Here is a 16,482-nt window from a genome sequence, read left to right as displayed (position 1 = left end):
AGTTATTTCCTATTTTCGTAAATGTATTTTGCAAGAGAAGATACGCTAAAAAATATCTCTTTTAGATTTGCGCTCTTTGAGTCAAGCACGAGGCCATATTTTTTCTGCACCGCAAGTCCAAGCTCTAAAGCATCGACGCTATCAAGACCAAGTCCATCATTAAAAAGTGGCGCATTCTCATCAATATCGCTTGGCTTCATATCCTCTAAATTTAAGCTTGTGATGATCAACTCTTTTATCTCATTAACTAGCTCTTTCACCAAATTCCTCCTTATAAATTTTACTTATCTCTTCGTGTAGCGCCCTGGCCCTCACGGGGCTTGGCCTATCCTTTAAAAACATATCAACATCAAAATTTTTCATCTCTTTAAAATGATATTTTATCTTTTCATCTGGCGTTTTATACCATGGTTCATTTTTTCTAAGGCTTCTTGGGTGCATATTGATACCGATGCAAACAATATTTTTAGCGCCTTTTACACCTATGTAAGCTGCTGCCTTATGAAAAATAATTTCATCTTTCGTACGTGTACCCTCTGGGAAAATCAATAAATTTTCACCACTTTTTAAAACATCTACGCTTTTTTGTAAAAATTCCTCGTTGTTTGTATTTGGTATATAGTTGCACGCTCTAATTGCCGCAAATAAAAATATATTTTTGCTAAGCTCGCCCTTTACGATGCAGTTTATCCTTTTAAATTTTGAAACTAAAAAGACCACATCAAGAAGCGAAGGGTGATTTGCTATGACTAAATTTGATCCGCCATTTAGCTCGCTAAGCTCAAATTTATAGTCCAAACACCCACAAATTCTAGTAACTTTTATAAAAAATCCCCAAGAAATTCTAACTAGATCACGGCATAAATTTTGTATAAATTTAAATTTATTTAGCCCCAAAAGCACCACTGGCACAAGCAGTAAATCTCCGCTTATGCAAATGATCGCAAAAAGGGAAAATAAAAATCCAGCTCTTAAAATTTTAAGGCTCATAGCTAAAATTCCAAGATGAAGAATAACTACAACTTTGCCAGCTTTTTGATATTTTTGGATCAAAATTTACAATAAAGTTTTGTAATAAATTCTCACAAATTTCTTTTTCTTTTTTAGCTCTTTTTAGAGTTAACACTTTATCGTTTTTTGCCCTTGAGACAACAAGAGCTAGCATAAATGACGGCTTTTTCTCATCAAAATAACTCTGCTTTATCGACTCGTGATAGGCAAGTATTAGCACCTTTTCATATCCATCATTTAGTCTTAAAAATGCCGCTTGCAAGGCATCTTCAACTGGGCTAAATGACGATATAGCAAGAATTTCATTGTGATTTTTAGCTTCTATGCTAAGAAGCGACGAGATAGCGTTATGCACAGAAAGTGAAAACGATGTGGGCGAAACTGGCTCGGCTTTTGCCAGTGTAGTCTCTAGCTCAAAGCAGCGATTTATCTCTCCTTCATATGAGCTAAAAATAACTGGCATATCAAGCTCGTCAAAACCACCAAGCAAGCTAAAAGCGCACTTTGCAGCACTACTCAATCTTCTTCTTTGAATCGGTGGGATCTTTGCTAGATCAAATTCTTTTTTATATCTAGCTAGATCCTCGCCGACATCGCCATAAGCTATCGCATCAAAAAAATCTACCTGAAATTTCATTATTTCGCGATATCACCTTTTAGAGTAACGCCAGACATCAAAGCGCCGCTTCCACATTGAAACTGAGTTTTTGAGTTAAATGGCTGTTTTTTGTAGTAGCCAGTTAGATTTACAACCTTTGTGCCGCCTTCTTTTAATGCTCTTTCTTGGAAAGTCTTTAAGGCCGAAAGAAGTGCGATTTGGCATGCCTCTTCATCACTTTTATTAAAACCATTCGTCTTTTTATTAGATGTTAGATCTTTTACAATTACCTGTCCGCTATAGCCTGTGCCAAAGCTGATACTTACATTTGGAAGTAAGAAATTTTTAGCTTTTGGGCCATTTAGGAAGTCAAGTGAGTGATATTTCACATCATCTCTTGCATTAAGACTTGTAGCAAACGCCAAAATAGCAACTAATGAAACTAATTTTTTCATGTTTATCCTTTTTAAAAAATGTTTTTAACTCTTTTAAATATCAAAGATGTATTTACACCACCAAATGCAAAGTTATTACTCATAACAAAGTCCGTTTTTATCGGAGTTGGCTCTTTTAAATAGTTTAGCTTTGCGCACTCGAGATCGATCACATTTAAATTTATAGTTGGGAAAAATAGCTCTTCTCTCATCATCATGATAGAGGCGATCGCTTCTAGCCCTCCACAAGCGCCAAGCGTATGACCAAGATAGCTTTTAAGCGAGCTAATAGCGATGCCCTCTCCAAAAAGCTCGTTTGTAGCGATACTCTCGGCTATGTCGCCATGTTTTGTCGCAGTCGCATGAGCATTTACGTAACCTACGCTTTTTGGCTCTAAATTTGCGTCTCTAAGCGCTAAGCTCATCGCCGCTTTCATCGTAGCGCTTTGTGGTCTTGTGATGTGCGTGCCATCACATGTCGAGCCAAAGCCAACAACCTCAGCGTAAATTTTAGCCCTTCTTTTTAAAACGCTCTCTTCGCTTTCAAGCACTAAAAATCCAGCTCCTTCGCCAAGAACCAAGCCATCTCTATCTTTTTCAAACGGAGTTGGGGTCAAATTTGGCGTGCTGTTTTTCACGCTTGTAGCGTAGAGCTTGTCAAAGACGTAGGCCTCACTCACACAAAGCTCCTCAGCACCGCCTGCTAGCATCATATCTATGCTGCCATTTTTTATGCTCTCATATGCGTATCCAATAGCATGCGAGCCACTCGTACATGCAGAAGATGTAGGGATGATACGGCCTTTTAGCGAATAAAATAGTGCAATATTTGCCGCTGTGGTGTGAGGCATCATTTTTATGTAGGTATTTGCGTTAAAGCTGCTATCCATGTCCAAAACTAGCTTTGCCATATCAAGGATGGAATCCGTGCTACCAGTACTTGAGCCACTTGCTACACCCATCCTGCCATCTTGCACGCTTGGATCTAAATTTGCAGCTTGCAACTCCTCTCCATTTAACAAGCCAGCGTCTTTCAATGCAAGTCCAGCCGCGTGCACGCTATAACATGAGACCTTACCAAGGCTTCTTAGCTGTTTTCTGTCCCACTCCTGCGGATGTTTGTAGTCTAGTATTGGCGCTGCTAGGCGCGTGTTTAGATCTTTACAGCTCTCCCACTCGCTCATATATCTCACGGCATTGTTACCCTCAAGAAATTTAGCCCTCATCTCCTCCCAGCTATTGCCAAAAGCACTGACTGCGCCGATACCTGTGACAAATACACGCATTAGCAAAGTCCTCCATTTACGCCGATAACCTGCCTTGTGATGTAGCTAGCATCACTGCTTAGTAGAAATTTAACAAGTCCTGCCACTTCATCTGCTTCGCCAGCTCTTTTTGCAGGTATGGCTTTTAGCACCTCGTCTAAAAAGTCGCTATTTAAAATTTCCTCGCTCATATCTGTCTTTATAAGCCCTGGTGCTACGCAGTTTACTGTTATGCCTCTGCTTGCAAGCTCTACTGCAAGGGCTTTGCTAGCTCCTATGATGCCAGCTTTGCTAGCTGAGTAATTTACCTGACCTCTGTTGCCAATGACGCCTGAAACAGAGCTTAGTGTCACTATCCTAGCTGGCTTTCTAGCCCTTATCATGGGCATTAGCGCTGGTCTTAGAACGTTGTAAAAGCCATTTAAATTTACATCTATCACATCAAACCACTCTTCATCGCTAAGACCGACAAAGGTGTTATCTCTTGTTATACCAGCGTTTAGCACAACACCGTAGTAGACGCCATTTGCCTCCATGTCAGCCTCTATCATCTCCTTAGCCGCGGAAGTATCAGCCACGTCAAATGTCAAAAATTTAGCCCCAAGCTCACTAGCTATCTTTAAAAGATCATCGCTCTTACTTCTTGCGTGAATCACCACTTCGTACTCGCTAGCTAGGCGTTTAGCGATGCTAGCTCCTATGCCTCTACTTGATCCAGTTATCAATACTCTCTTACTCACTAAGTGCCTTTTTTACAAATTCTTCATCAGGGCTCATCACGTTTAAAACCGCCCTTGCGCCAAGCTCGCCGTTTACAAAAAGCTCGCTGTCATACACTCCAAATCCACTCTCATCTTGGATCGAGCAATTTGAGACGATCACTATCTCATCGCCCACTTTAAAGTACGGCCTAAAAATTTCAAATTTTCTACTGCCTAGCAAAAAGCCAAATATCGCCTTCTCACCCCTTAACTCACGCATCTTTGAGTCATAAATACCAAGGCTTTGAGCCATCATCTCAATCGCCTTTTGCATGTAAAATTTCCCATCTTCTAAAAATGGAGTTTGCTCATTTATCACGCTTCTTACTTTGATGCTCTCACAAGGCGTAAATTCTAAAATTTCATCGATCAGGGTTATGGCGCTACTGTGTGGCAAATAATCACTTATCATCATCTCACTCTTTTAAAAATTATTGCGGCGTTATCTCCGCCAAATGCAAAAGATAGTGACATCGCCGCCTTAACATCAAATTTCGTGCCACTTTTTACCAAATTTATAGCTTCCAAACTCTCGTCATACACTCCGTCATAAACGTGTGGTGGCAAGAGGCTATTTTCCCCCATGCAAAGCATAACGCAAATGGCGCTCTCGATGGCTCCAGCAGCCCCAAGCGTATGACCGATCTGTGGCTTTAACGAGCTAGCATATGCAAAGCCAAGCGTTAAATTTACAGCTTTTGCCTCCATTTTGTCATTTGCTTGCGTGCCGGTACCATGCAAATTTACATAGTCCACGCCGTCTATGCCAGCTTTTTTTAAAGCTTCTTCTATACAACAAATTGCCATTTTGGCATTAAAATCAGGCTGAGTCATATGAAAAGCGTCACAGTTTGAGGCCGAGCCTACTACGACGACGTTTGAAATTTCATCACGGCTCAGCAAAAACAGCCCAGCTCCCTCGCCTATGTTTATACCCTCTCTATTTTTAGAAAAGGGTTGGCTTGGTTTTTGACTTAAAATGCTAAGTGAGTTAAAGCCATTTATGGTTAATGTGTTTAAACTATCGACGCCGCCGCATATAACCGCATCGCAAATATCGCTTTTTATTAGTCTTTGTGCCTCAATAATCGCCTTAACACCAGAAGTACAGGCAGTTGAAACACAAAAACTTGGACCTTCTAATCCATAAAATTCGCTCACAAATTCGCTCACATTTGCAAGACAGTTTCTGTCTATACCAAACTTACTTTTATCAAAAATTTCAGTTCTTATATACTCTTTAAAAGTTTCAAAATTTTCTTCAATTCCACTCGTTGTAGTGCCCAAAATAACACCTACACGGCTCTTACCAAATTTCTTGATAGCCTTTTTTATCTCATCGTCAAGCTCAAGAAGCGTATTTAAAAGCAAAGCATTGGTTCTTGTTTTGAAGTGTTCTTTTGTGTTCTTGGCAAACTCTGGCAGTGCCTTATCAAATTTTGCAACTAAAAATTTATTCTCAGGATGAAACTCACTGCTAAGGCTTAGAAATCTCTTTCCACTTAAAAGCGAGCTCAAATTCTCATTACTGCTGCTCCCTGCGGCACTGATAATGGCTGGTTTGCTAACGTAGATCAACACTTTCTACCTCATAATATTGATCGCCTATCATAAATTTTTGCTCTTTTTTTTCATCTTTTATCATCTCTAGTACTTTTATAAAAAGTTCATTATAGGCGCTATTTGGTGGCAAAAAACCTAATTTTTTAAAGCTACCATCTTTTAAAACTCGCCTAGCTTCTGGCGCGCCAAGTGCATTTACAAGGCTAAATTTATACTCATTCTTGCTATTTTGCACGTAAAGCAAAAGTAGTCCCTTTGATGAGCTTACCTTAAATGTTTTTAAGTCAAAATCTGCCATCTGTGGCGTATCAAATTTCTTTGCACATCCAAGAGCAAAAAGCGAAATAGCAAGGATTATGACTATTTTTTTTATAAGCAATCTTTACCTTTTAATGTTAAAAATTACAAAAGTTTAATAATTATATCTTTGCATTGCTTAAATGCAAGGCAAATAATAAATGAATTATTAATAATTAAGTATTTTTTTGCCATTTCATCGTAGCTGGTAGTACCAAGATCGCTAAACGATAAATTTTTAAGCTTTAAAATCGCCTCTTTTGCAGTATAAATTTCATAAAATTTTTGCGTTTTATCTCTTGCATTTGCCAAAATTTTGCTCTCATCTTTTGTAAAGCAAAAGCTAGCTACTGCGTCAAAATTTCTCTGCTTTAGCTCTTCTACATCGACTCCGATCTTTTCTTTTGAAATGGCTAAAACTGCGATATTTTCTTTATGAGAAAGACAGATTTTACCTCGCATCTTTGCTTTAAATTTTAAGTAGCGAGATATTTTAAATGAGTTTTGTTTTATTAAATTTGGATATTTTTTTACTCTTCTGCGATCTTTTTTATCTAGCATTTTTGGGCTAAATTTCTCACCGCAAAAGTTAATAAAAAGATGAATTTCACCCCTTTTTATAGGCATTTAATCTCTTTTTATAATTTTCATCAAACTCTAATGCTTTTTCAAACTCGGCAGTAAATGCTCTAAGACAATCATTTTTTTGCTGGTTTTCATCGCCAAATGATCTAATACGTGGCGCAAAAGTGATCTTATCTTTTCTAAAATCAGCCTCTTTTAGATCAAAGTTTAAATTGCTCATTTTGCTATTTAAGATATGCAAGGCACATTTTCTTGGCCCAAAGATAAAATTTTGCCCGTTTAAGGGCTTTAGGCTTCTTACTAAAACGCCGCCATAAAGCGATGGCTCGCTTTTAAAAGATATGTCAAAACCAAAGTTGTGAAAGTAAATCTCTCCTGCCTCACACTGCCTTTTGTAGGTATTTGCGTCAAAACAAGTATAAATTTCAAGCTCACTAAATTTATACTCTTTGCCAGAAACAATCAAAACTTTACTTTGCATAAGCTCGCATAAAAAGCTCTGAAATTTCTCATCAAAAAACTCTTTAAAACCAGCAGTCCCAACTATCTCTTGCTTTATATTTTTATCTAAAATTTTAAAGTTATTTTGTTTAAGCAGATCAAATTTTTCTTTATCAAAATGACTTTGCTCTAAAAATTTACTAAGCACCGCCACCAGATCAAATTTAACAAAATGGCTTTTAAGTAGCTCGCCAGCTAGCATCTTTGCTCCTAAAATTTTTTATATTTTAAAGGATTTGAGTTTTTCAAACTAACCTTTGATGAAATTTTACCAGCTGCCACTCGCCCCTCCTCCGCCAAAACCGCCTCCGCCGCCACTAAAGCCACCACCTCTTGAACTGCTTGAATGGCCACTGCCACTGCTATTTGAGTCTAATCTATCTCTTCTAAAACCACTATGTGTATTTTTGCTTTGAGTATTTCTTTTAAAAGCATTTTTTAAAATAATAAAAAATATTACAAACACAATGACAAAGACAATGAAGTAATTTTCCACGCCAAAAAATTGCTCAAATACCGTAGATATCAGCCCTGCAAAACACGCACTAAAGCCAACTCGCATAAAAAATTTACCTAAAAAGCCAGAGATAAAACACGAGATCATGCCAGCAAAAAAGGCAACTATTCCAAACGGTATCTCTTCATCATCACTCACACTTTCAAATTCTTCGCCACTAGCCACTTTTATGATAGCTTTTGTGCCCTCTATGACGCCACCGCCCATATCGCCTTGCTTAATTTTAGGCACTATCACATCATTTATGATCTGGCTTGACATAGCGTCAGTTAGTACGCCTTCAAGCCCATAGCCAACTTCTATACGCACTTTTCTCTCGTTTGGAGCGATTATTAAAAGCGCTCCATTACTGCTTTGTTTTTGTCCCAGCTTGTAGCCTCTAGCTATCTCAAGAGAGATCTCCTCTATGCTTTTATTTTCTAGTGATTTAAGTGTCACGACAGCAATTTGCGTCGTACTATTTTGCTCGTAATTTTGCACCAAGCTTAAAAGCTCAGCTTTCTCATTTTTAGAGAAAATTTGAGCCTCATCATTTATCTGCTCTTTAAAATTTATGGCAAAACAAAAGCAAAATGTAAAAAATAAAAGAGCAAAAATTTTCTTCATCATTTCTCAAATGAAACTTTTGGATTTATCTTCTCTTCGTTACTTATTTCAAGATTTTGTTTTGGCTTTAGCTCAGGATAAAAAGCACTTGCTATAAATTTATTTGGAAAGCTTCTAAGGGCTACGTTATACTCTTTTACAGCTTCGATATAATCATGCATTGCTACGCTTATGCGGTTTTGCGTACCTTCAAGCTGACTCTGAAGAGATAAGAAATTTTGATTTGCTTTTAGCTCCGGATAGTTCTCACTAACTGCCATAAGCCTACCAAGTGCCAAACCAAATGAGCTTTGTGCTGTCATAAATTCTTTCATCTTAGCTTCATCACTAAGACCACTTGCATCAACGCTTACTTGCATGCTCTTACTTCTAGCATTTGCCACATCTTCAAAAATTTTTTGCTCATGAGCTGCGTAGCCTTTTACAGTTTCAACCAAATTTGGCACAAGCTCAGCCCTTCTTTTATATTGATTTAACACCTGCGACCACTTTGCATTTACATTTTCATCAAGTGCAACAAATGAATTTATATACTTAAAAGCACCAAAAGCAAGTGCAGCGATAACTATAATAACGGCTATTAAATTTTTCATATTTTCTCCTTTAAGGAGCAAATATTAGTAAAACAAGACTTAAAAAATAATGTGAGTTGAGTTTGAAATGAGTGCGAATTTACGCACTCATTTTGGGGATTAAAGATCGGTGTGGATTTTGTCGTCTATTTGGATATGGATAGTTTTTCCATTTATTTGATCTATGCTTGAGTAGCCTTTAAATCCATTAGTATCATTTGAATGTTCTGGATTCCATTTGCCGCCTAGATCAACTTTTGTGATTTTATTACCATTAGCATCAACATCACCACCTTTTATCTTAAGTACCGTATCATGATTATCAGTGATATCAAGGATATTTTGTGCATTCAATTCTTTGATTTCTGTTTTGCCTTTAAGCTCAATATTTTCAAAGCTTTCTACTTTTGAATCAAGATTACGAATATTGTTAAAGTTAACTTTGTCGCCATCAAAGACCAAAGTATCGTTGCCTTCGCCACCTTTCATATCTTTGCTTGCGTCAAATTTAACCGTATAGTTTTGAACATTTATATGAAGTGATTTATCATAAGGCTCGTAAGACTTAGACACTAAACCATCCGAATCCGAGGTCTTAAGAGTAGCTTTGACTTCCAAATCATAAGCTGATCTAGCATTAATATCTAATGATTGCTCGAATACACCTTTTGTTATATCTTCAGCCGATAAAGTATGTGTTGCAGTCTTGGTTAGTGCATGGTGGTTGTCTGGATCAGTGTATTTAAACTCTACCGTATCTCCATTTCTAGCATCTTCATTAAGATAAACTTTAACCGTAGTAGATCTCTCGCCACTTTCTGAGGTTTTTATATCTTTATTAAACATGATACCTCTTATAGCATCGATTTCAGCATGTGCTGTATCGCTTACTGTTTTGCTCTCACCAAATGTGTCAGTTAGAGTAACTTCAGCTTTTGTTTCTTTATCAACTGCGATAGTAGCATCAAGATCAAGTGGATTATCTCTGCCAAGCGTTTGTTGAGAATTATCATCTAAATTTTTAAGTGTAATTTTTCCATTTACATCTTTTCCCATAACTTCATAATGTTTAGTTAAGATAGATCCGTTAGGATTTGTTATCTTAACATCTATCTTATCGCCAGCTATAACACTTCCTGGGATAGAAACATGAACCTTTGAAATTTTACTACCTGACTCATCTCTTGAGATAATGCCATTGTCGTTTTTGTCAGCAACTATGCTTACACTTAATCCCGCTTCACTTAAAGGTGCAAGTTTAGCTTTTGCTTCGCTACTAGTTGTAGTCTCAGCACCATTTGTTATAGTAGCTACTGCACTAGTTTCGCGACCTGGAAGCATAGCAACGCCAGGAATTTTTATAGTATTGTTTGCTAACTGTGTAGTAACATGAGTAGTATCATCTGTAAGTGAAATTTTACCATTAGCAGTTTTCGAAACTGTATAAGTTATGGTTCTAGACCCTGTTGTACCATTAGCTTGAGGTTCTTTTATTGTTACTGCTACCTTATCACCATTTGTGACATTATGCGGTACCTGAACACTTATAATTGTCTTTTTTATATCATTGTCCAAAATAGCTTCATCTCTGTCTATTACATTGTCTCTACTTGCATTATCTTCAACAAATTCAATCTTTAAATTTTTAGTATCTACTGATTCTAATGTAGCTTTAGCTGTCTTTGTTACTCCATTTATAGTAGCTTCAACCACTGCTGGATGATCTTTATCTATATGAACATCAGAAATTTTTAGTTTATTTCCTGGCTCAAGTGCGACAAGGCTACCACCTGCATCTTTTATAGTAACGTTTGTACCATCATTTGAATCAACGGTATAAGTTTTCTCTGCTCCGCCATTTACCTTGACTTTTATAATATCACCGCTATTTACAGTGGTTGGGATCTGAAGTGTTGCCGAAGTGGTATTTAATTTTCCATCCTTCATAGCTTCATCTCTGTTTAGAACACCATTTCTATCTTTATCCTCATCAATAAATAGCCTAAAGCCTGTTCCAGAACCGCTACCTTGAGCATCAAGCGTAATATCGCTATTTGTCTCAACCTTATCAGCACCAGTATTATCAGTAACCTTGGCATTAATGATAGTCTTATGATCTTCTGTTAAGCCAAGTGTGTATTTGACCACCTTATTGCTATCAGCATCATCGGTAATATCAAGCTCTTCACTACCATTTTTGGCTATTAATTTGCCGTTATTGTCTTTTACTATCTCATATGTCTTGGTCGTTTTATTATTTGGTGTGTCTTCGTTGTGTGACTCTACTATTAATTTATCACCTAAAACAAAATTTGAAGGAAGCTTGATAGTTGCTATAGTAGTCGCTCCAGTTGCCTCTGCACTACCCAAAATACCATCATTATTGGTATCTTTTTCAAAAGTTATCTCCATGTCTTCATGAAGCTTTTCAAGAGTATTATGATTTTGTGCTTCAGCTTTTTTACCACCGCTTGCATCGGTAGTCTCAGTAGTTACATTGATGGTCTTGCCAGCAATGATCTTTACGCCAGGAATTTCTATCTCATTATTCTTTGTGGCATTTGTAGTAATATCTATGGTTTCTTTAGTACCATCGTCCTTTACATGTTCTAATCCTAACTTTATTTCTCCATTTACATTGCTTATAACACTATACTTTTTAGTCTCAGTTGAAGTGCCATTGTTTATTGTTACATTTACAACATCACCAGCTATAACGTTATTTGGCACTTTTACTACTACTGTCGTTTTATGTAGGTCGCCATCTGCGTCTTTACTCTCTGCTCTCGTTAAAGATACATTACGGTCAGCGTCCTCTTTGAAATATACCGCCATATCGTTTATATTTGAGATAGTAACTGTGCTTGCATCTTCTGCATGCTGAATACCATCTTTATCTTTTATCTCAGCTGTTACTTTAGTTTCTAGACCAGTTGCTGTCTTAATGCCAGAAATTTTAAAGCTTCTACCATCTGTTTCTGTATCTATTTTATTGCCATCGCTATCTTTTACAAAGAACTTACCATTATTATCTTTTCCAATAGTATATTTTATTTCTCTAGCAGTAGCTTCATTTGGCTCTTTTATAGTTACAGTTAGTTTATCTCCACTTACTGCATTTTTAGGAAGCTTTATAGTGACTGTTGTGCTATTAAGATCATGATCACTAATAGCTTGCTCTCTGCTCATGCTCCTAGTGCCATTAGCCTCTCCAAAGATAACTTCAGGTTTTTTTACATATTCTAAACTAGCCGATACTTCTGACTCATTTATGGATGTATGTCTATTTGGATTTAAATTTGTAACTTTGGCCTTAATAGTCGTATCTTCTCCATGCTTTAGCTGTATACCAGAAACATCAATGGTATATTGATTGTCACCTGATTTTATCGGTGTTAAAACATTAGAAGTTCCGTTTTCTGTTACACTAGTCACAGCACCTTTACTATCCATATGTATAGTAAATTCTCTTGTATAAGTTTTAGATGGATTATTTACAGGATCATCAGGATCAGGTCCAGTAATAGTTAGCGTAAGCTTATCGCCATTATCAATTTTATTTGGCAGAGTAATCCTTGCTGTGGTTTTATTTACTTCATTGTCATCAGTACTTTCTTGTCTTGAAATTTCATGAAGAGTCTTTTCTTCTGGTAATGTCATTTCTAAATTTCTGCCAATAGGCATTACACTATCTTGATCTGACTCTTCACTTTTTCGAACATTGTTTTTATCTACCACATGAACACTAGCTGATGTTTTTACATCTGGAAATATCGGAAGAGAGGTATTTACTTTTTGATTATCAATCATCTCTTGTGTAAGAGAAATTTCTTTTGTTGTATCTTGCTTGGTTAGTGGATCGGTATAAGTTATAACGATCTTATCGCCAATAACTACATCTTTTGGTAGAGTTATTTCTACTGTTGTGCTTCTAAAGTCGTTATCTTGCTTATTTTCATTATCATATAGATAGATATTATCATCTGTATCTTCAGTAAATTTCAAAGTTGGCTTTACATCAAGAGTAGTAGAGTCACTTGCAGTTGCACTTCTCATCGTGTTTGTGCTATCTGCTACATAAGCTTCTACTTTTGAAGGCTTCCCGTGCTCGACTGGCATATTATCTATCTTATATCCATTATCTATTATGTTTTGATCAATAGATACATTTCTAACCTCAGTTGTACCATCAGGCTTTGTCAAAGTCACGTGAAGCATATCTCCAACAATCACATCTTTTACAGTTATAAGTACTGGAGTTTCATTTAATTTACCATCTTTAGCATTTTCAGTATATGTTAATAGATTATTATCAGGGCTGTTATCTTCTGTAAATTTAACCTCTGGAGCACTAAAGCCACTTGAAGTTACGCTATCTTCGCTTCTACCACTAACATTTCCTTGAAAATTTGTAATAGTTGCATCAACTTTTGAAATTTTACCAGTCTGTATTGGTGCATCAAACTGATAACCATTGCTTATGATAGTTGGGGTGATAGGAATTGTTTTATTTTCAGTATTACCATCTGGCTTAGTTATAGTGATATTTAGTATATCTCCGGCCCTTACTGTGCCATCATTTGGAATTGTAATAAGAACTTTTGATGTGTTTAAATTTGTATCGCGTGCATGCTCAACCCTGCTTAAAGTACCATCGTTATTAAGATCGCTTATAAAAGTTACAAGAGGATTGCTTGGGATTATAGTATCATCTCCACCATTGTATCCGCTTATTGGGCTATCATATGATGCAAAAGCTCTGTTTGTGTCACTTAAATTTCTATATGTTGCATTAATGTTTGAATAGTGTCCACCCTCAGCAAATTTAGCATCACTTAGGCTAACGCCATCTCCACCACCAGCAGCAGTGTTTCCACCAGCAGCAGTCTCTTCAAGCTTTGTTAAATCTCCACCATTTAAAATAGCATTTTGCAAATCACTAACATCTGCCAAGCCTTCCGCGCCTATAGTACTTTGATTTAAAGCAAGTGTATCATTGCCTACGATCGTAATCTCTTTTCCATTATTTGAAACGATTGTTATTTTATCAGCGGCATCACTTGTCTTGATGCTCTCTCCCATATAAAGGATGTCACCTACTTTTAGCTCTCTCTCATTTCCGTTTTGATCGATAGCGACCGCCTTGCCACTAATGAATTTTACTACTCCAGCTTCTTTAGCCAAGATTACTCCTTATTATTTTTTGTATTATTTAAATTTTTACGTGATTATATACTATCTTTATAAGATATAACTTTATATGAGAAATTTTATATTTTAAGAAAAAAATATATTAATTAAATATATAAATTCCAAATGTCAATAGTTTGTAAAAAGCGAATTCTGAGCTTTTATCAAAAAAATAGCTTTTTGATTGTCAATATAATTAATCATGTAAAATATAATACTTTTTATAATAAAAACTTAATTCAAGATATTTTTAATTAGTTTGAAACAACAATATAACCAAAAAAATCATAATTTTTCAAAAATAGATGTGCGATTGTCATGAAATTTTACTTATATAGTTAAGCAATTTTATAACGCAGAAAATTTTATATAAAGATGTACAAAAAATAATGTTAAACAATAATAAAATTTATAATTATCTATAAGCAATGGCGGACAGAGAGGGATTTGAATACTAACTTTTTAATTGATTTCTATTTTTATCAAGTTTTTTATGTTATTTACTATTATTCCTTTTGTTTTACACATCTTTATTTTATGGTTTTTGTTTAGTTCTGCTTTAAAACATTTATTTCCTATATATTCTTTTATTATTATTTCATCTCCGATGTACATGGTTATTTCTTTTTTGTTGTAGATGCTTATTTTTCTTTTTTCGTTGTCGTAGTCCCAAAACATTTCTCTTGGTTTATTATCAAGTAAAATTTCGTGATTTTTCTCAAAACTTATATCCCAATTATTGCCTGCTGTTAGTATAAAATCTATAAAGTATCTCTCCGTTTGTATGTTCCAGTCGCCTACTAAATTTAAATCTTTTATGTATTTTTCTTGATTGTTCTTTTTTTCTATTTGTATTTCTATGGGATCTGCTATTAAGAAAATACAAATCAATAATAAAGCTTTTAGTATTCTCACTTTATTATCCTATTTCTTTTTTAAGTATTCTTGCTCTTATGTCTGATAAATAAAATTGTTGTTCTATCTCACTCAACTTATCAAATAGTTCTATTAACTCTTTGTGCGTTGGATTAATTTCACTTTCTTTTTGAAAATAAAATTCTAGTATTTTGTATAGGTTTGGGTTAGTTTTTTCCCAGTTGTAGATAGTTTTTATATCCTTTCCGATAAATTCGGCTACTTCTTTCTTGTTCATTTCTTGAAATTATTCCAATATTTAAGATTTGTTTTATAATTATTATGCAATAATTCCGTTTAAGAAATTGCAATAATTCTAATTAAGCAAGAGGATTTTAGCAATATCTTATAAATTTATAACTTAACTTACCGCCCGCAACATAGTGAAGATGTTTTGGGGCTTGGTTGTTACAACCTTAATACGTTGTAAAACTGTTGGGGGTGGTGTAGCTCTGCCCCTAAAATACTAAGCTACAAACAAAATATTTCTTAAGGAGCTACACATGTACACTTACCTTTTAGGCCTTTGTGACGAAGTTCGTCCTATTTCTCGTATCGACAAAAAGACTGGCGAAGTTTCATCATCTATTGATGTAACTATTACCTTTGAAAGTCGTGATCAGCATGGCTATCTTGTCAAATCAACCGAAACTATCAATTATGATTTTTCTCTTAAAGCAAAATTTGATTCTGTCAAAGGCAAATATATTGCCGTTCCATATCGTTTTTTAAATACTCGTAATGGTGCTTATATGTTCCCTGATGAGAGTTTGAGTTTCCAAGTCTTTAATGAAAATCCTTTTTTAAAGGAAACAAAGCCATCTAAATAACAAAAAGCGGGGGCTATGCCTTAATGTGAGTAGCAAACCACTCTCCCGCATTAATCTCTAGAAAGTTTATTTTTATAGATTTTCTAGAGTTTAAAACTCATAATTTTATAAAAAGGAGTTAGATATGGAAAAAACTAAAAATTTTCTAGAATCTACTAAGGTTAAAGTTGCTGCTGTTGGCTCTGCATTGCTTTCAGCTCCTGCTCTTTTCGCTGGAGATGCTCCAGTTATTCCAACTACGCCGTTAAAAGCTGACTATGCTTTATTTGACTACGTATTTGCTGGTGTTATCGCTGTTGCTTTCATCTTTATGATAGCTGGCAGAGTTAAATCTTTCATCAAGTAATTTTAGGGGCTTCTTGCCCCTTTAAAGGTGCATAATAATGAAAGAAAATGCTATATATATCCCTAGTTTAAATACCTGCGTTAAAGATTTTTATATAAAAGATAAAACAATATTTCTTGAAAATTTTGATAGTAGCGTTTCTATTTCTTATGATTCTCTTTCTAATTTTCAAACTAATTATATTTTTAATACTGAAACTAATATTTGCTACATGCAAAAAAATGATTTAATTTCAAACTTAGGTATATACGAACATCAATTTAATTTTTTAATGGGTCTTTCTGCGATACTTATAGCATTTTCTTTCCTTATTGGCTTAATCATAGTCGGAGCTACACGATGATTGAAGTATTTAACAACGATGTATTTAACTATTTTTTAAACGTTTTTTCTCTCTTTTTCGTTCCTATTTTTATTTACGTTATAGCTCTTTCTTTTGTCAAATAGGTTTTAAATTTTAAAGGCGCTCAATACTAAATTTTTAACTTCAT

The 16,482-nt window shown here is 35.4% G+C and carries 19 protein-coding genes; 3 read left to right on the top strand and 16 right to left on the bottom strand.

Annotated elements, in window-relative coordinates:
* Positions 1-2: 2 nt before the first annotated feature.
* The 16 genes from CCON33237_RS02070 to CCON33237_RS01995 all read right to left on the bottom strand — a co-directional run bounded on the left by CCON33237_RS02070 (position 3) and on the right by CCON33237_RS01995 (position 15,053).
* Positions 3-260, bottom strand: a complete 258-nt coding sequence (locus tag CCON33237_RS02070; RefSeq protein WP_021090881.1) for a phosphopantetheine-binding protein — start codon at positions 258-260, stop codon at positions 3-5.
* Positions 244-1,053 carry a lysophospholipid acyltransferase family protein gene (locus CCON33237_RS02065; protein WP_234402260.1) on the bottom strand — a complete coding sequence of 270 codons (810 nt, stop codon included), beginning with the start codon at positions 1,051-1,053 and terminating at the stop codon, positions 244-246. Before CCON33237_RS02065 ends, CCON33237_RS02070 begins: the two co-directional genes overlap by 17 nt.
* Positions 980-1,648, bottom strand: a complete 669-nt coding sequence (locus CCON33237_RS02060; protein ID WP_054196181.1) for a beta-ketoacyl synthase chain length factor — start codon at positions 1,646-1,648, stop codon at positions 980-982. Before CCON33237_RS02060 ends, CCON33237_RS02065 begins: the two co-directional genes overlap by 74 nt.
* Positions 1,648-2,064, bottom strand: coding sequence for a hypothetical protein (locus CCON33237_RS02055; RefSeq protein ID WP_021090821.1), 417 nt, complete (start codon positions 2,062-2,064; stop codon positions 1,648-1,650). Before CCON33237_RS02055 ends, CCON33237_RS02060 begins: the two co-directional genes overlap by 1 nt.
* 11 nt (positions 2,065-2,075) lie before the next feature.
* A complete protein-coding gene (locus tag CCON33237_RS02050; protein ID WP_054197373.1) occupies positions 2,076-3,329 on the bottom strand; it encodes a beta-ketoacyl-ACP synthase in 1,254 nt (417 codons plus the stop codon).
* Positions 3,329-4,048: a 3-oxoacyl-ACP reductase FabG gene (fabG, locus tag CCON33237_RS02045; protein WP_054196180.1), complete on the bottom strand. Its 720-nt coding sequence runs from the start codon at positions 4,046-4,048 to the stop codon at positions 3,329-3,331. Before fabG ends, CCON33237_RS02050 begins: the two co-directional genes overlap by 1 nt.
* Positions 4,041-4,484, bottom strand: coding sequence for a hotdog family protein (locus CCON33237_RS02040; protein WP_054196179.1), 444 nt, complete (start codon positions 4,482-4,484; stop codon positions 4,041-4,043). The genes fabG and CCON33237_RS02040 overlap by 8 nt, the downstream gene beginning before the upstream one ends.
* Complete coding sequence (locus tag CCON33237_RS02035; protein WP_236842017.1) at positions 4,481-5,650, bottom strand: beta-ketoacyl synthase N-terminal-like domain-containing protein; 1,170 nt, start codon at positions 5,648-5,650, stop codon at positions 4,481-4,483. Before CCON33237_RS02035 ends, CCON33237_RS02040 begins: the two co-directional genes overlap by 4 nt.
* On the bottom strand, positions 5,634-6,011 hold the full coding sequence (locus CCON33237_RS02030; protein WP_054196177.1) for a hypothetical protein: 378 nt from the start codon (positions 6,009-6,011) through the stop codon (positions 5,634-5,636). Before CCON33237_RS02030 ends, CCON33237_RS02035 begins: the two co-directional genes overlap by 17 nt.
* A gap of 23 nt (positions 6,012-6,034) precedes the next feature.
* Positions 6,035-6,556: a 4'-phosphopantetheinyl transferase family protein gene (locus CCON33237_RS02025; RefSeq protein ID WP_054196176.1), complete on the bottom strand. Its 522-nt coding sequence runs from the start codon at positions 6,554-6,556 to the stop codon at positions 6,035-6,037.
* Positions 6,537-7,217 (bottom strand): hypothetical protein, encoded by a 681-nt coding sequence (locus CCON33237_RS02020; protein ID WP_054196175.1) that lies wholly within the window; start codon positions 7,215-7,217, stop codon positions 6,537-6,539. Before CCON33237_RS02020 ends, CCON33237_RS02025 begins: the two co-directional genes overlap by 20 nt.
* Before the next feature lie 66 nt (positions 7,218-7,283).
* Positions 7,284-8,138, bottom strand: coding sequence for a TPM domain-containing protein (locus CCON33237_RS02015; RefSeq protein WP_054196174.1), 855 nt, complete (start codon positions 8,136-8,138; stop codon positions 7,284-7,286).
* On the bottom strand, positions 8,138-8,731 hold the full coding sequence (locus CCON33237_RS02010; protein WP_054196173.1) for a LemA family protein: 594 nt from the start codon (positions 8,729-8,731) through the stop codon (positions 8,138-8,140). Before CCON33237_RS02010 ends, CCON33237_RS02015 begins: the two co-directional genes overlap by 1 nt.
* A 99-nt stretch (positions 8,732-8,830) precedes the next feature.
* Complete coding sequence (locus tag CCON33237_RS02005; RefSeq protein WP_054196172.1) at positions 8,831-13,894, bottom strand: retention module-containing protein; 5,064 nt, start codon at positions 13,892-13,894, stop codon at positions 8,831-8,833.
* A gap of 468 nt (positions 13,895-14,362) precedes the next feature.
* Positions 14,363-14,815, bottom strand: coding sequence for a hypothetical protein (locus CCON33237_RS02000; protein ID WP_054196171.1), 453 nt, complete (start codon positions 14,813-14,815; stop codon positions 14,363-14,365).
* Between the two features lie 4 nt (positions 14,816-14,819).
* Entirely contained in the window at positions 14,820-15,053 is a 234-nt protein-coding gene (locus tag CCON33237_RS01995) for a hypothetical protein (protein ID WP_054196170.1), read from the bottom strand.
* Positions 15,054-15,318: 265 nt separating this feature from the next.
* Between CCON33237_RS01995 and CCON33237_RS01990 the strand changes: the two genes are divergently transcribed.
* The 3 genes from CCON33237_RS01990 (at position 15,319) to CCON33237_RS01980 (ending at position 16,334) form a co-directional block, all read left to right on the top strand.
* Positions 15,319-15,645, top strand: coding sequence for a hypothetical protein (locus tag CCON33237_RS01990; RefSeq protein ID WP_054196169.1), 327 nt, complete (start codon positions 15,319-15,321; stop codon positions 15,643-15,645).
* A gap of 124 nt (positions 15,646-15,769) precedes the next feature.
* A complete protein-coding gene (locus CCON33237_RS01985) occupies positions 15,770-15,991 on the top strand; it encodes a hypothetical protein (RefSeq protein ID WP_054196168.1) in 222 nt (73 codons plus the stop codon).
* 37 nt (positions 15,992-16,028) lie between these two features.
* Positions 16,029-16,334: a hypothetical protein gene (locus tag CCON33237_RS01980; RefSeq protein WP_054196167.1), complete on the top strand. Its 306-nt coding sequence runs from the start codon at positions 16,029-16,031 to the stop codon at positions 16,332-16,334.
* The last annotated feature ends 148 nt before the right edge of the window (positions 16,335-16,482 follow it).

It is taken from the genome of Campylobacter concisus, assembly GCF_001298465.1.
GTDB lineage: Bacteria > Campylobacterota > Campylobacteria > Campylobacterales > Campylobacteraceae > Campylobacter_A > Campylobacter_A concisus.
This window is presented reverse-complemented; position numbering and strand designations above follow the sequence as displayed.

Coding starts and splice junctions, on each gene's coding strand:
- CCON33237_RS02060 (WP_054196181.1), bottom strand. CDS start 1,648: ATGAAATTTCAGGTAGATTTTTTTGATGCGATAGCTTATGGCGATGTC.
- CCON33237_RS02055 (WP_021090821.1), bottom strand. CDS start 2,064: ATGAAAAAATTAGTTTCATTAGTTGCTATTTTGGCGTTTGCTACAAGT.
- CCON33237_RS02050 (WP_054197373.1), bottom strand. CDS start 3,329: ATGCGTGTATTTGTCACAGGTATCGGCGCAGTCAGTGCTTTTGGCAAT.
- CCON33237_RS02040 (WP_054196179.1), bottom strand. CDS start 4,484: ATGATGATAAGTGATTATTTGCCACACAGTAGCGCCATAACCCTGATC.
- CCON33237_RS02025 (WP_054196176.1), bottom strand. CDS start 6,556: ATGCCTATAAAAAGGGGTGAAATTCATCTTTTTATTAACTTTTGCGGT.
- CCON33237_RS02020 (WP_054196175.1), bottom strand. CDS start 7,217: ATGCTAGCTGGCGAGCTACTTAAAAGCCATTTTGTTAAATTTGATCTG.
- CCON33237_RS02015 (WP_054196174.1), bottom strand. CDS start 8,138: ATGAAGAAAATTTTTGCTCTTTTATTTTTTACATTTTGCTTTTGTTTT.
- CCON33237_RS02010 (WP_054196173.1), bottom strand. CDS start 8,731: ATGAAAAATTTAATAGCCGTTATTATAGTTATCGCTGCACTTGCTTTT.
- CCON33237_RS01995 (WP_054196170.1), bottom strand. CDS start 15,053: ATGAACAAGAAAGAAGTAGCCGAATTTATCGGAAAGGATATAAAAACT.
- CCON33237_RS01990 (WP_054196169.1), top strand. CDS start 15,319: ATGTACACTTACCTTTTAGGCCTTTGTGACGAAGTTCGTCCTATTTCT.
- CCON33237_RS01985 (WP_054196168.1), top strand. CDS start 15,770: ATGGAAAAAACTAAAAATTTTCTAGAATCTACTAAGGTTAAAGTTGCT.
- CCON33237_RS01980 (WP_054196167.1), top strand. CDS start 16,029: ATGAAAGAAAATGCTATATATATCCCTAGTTTAAATACCTGCGTTAAA.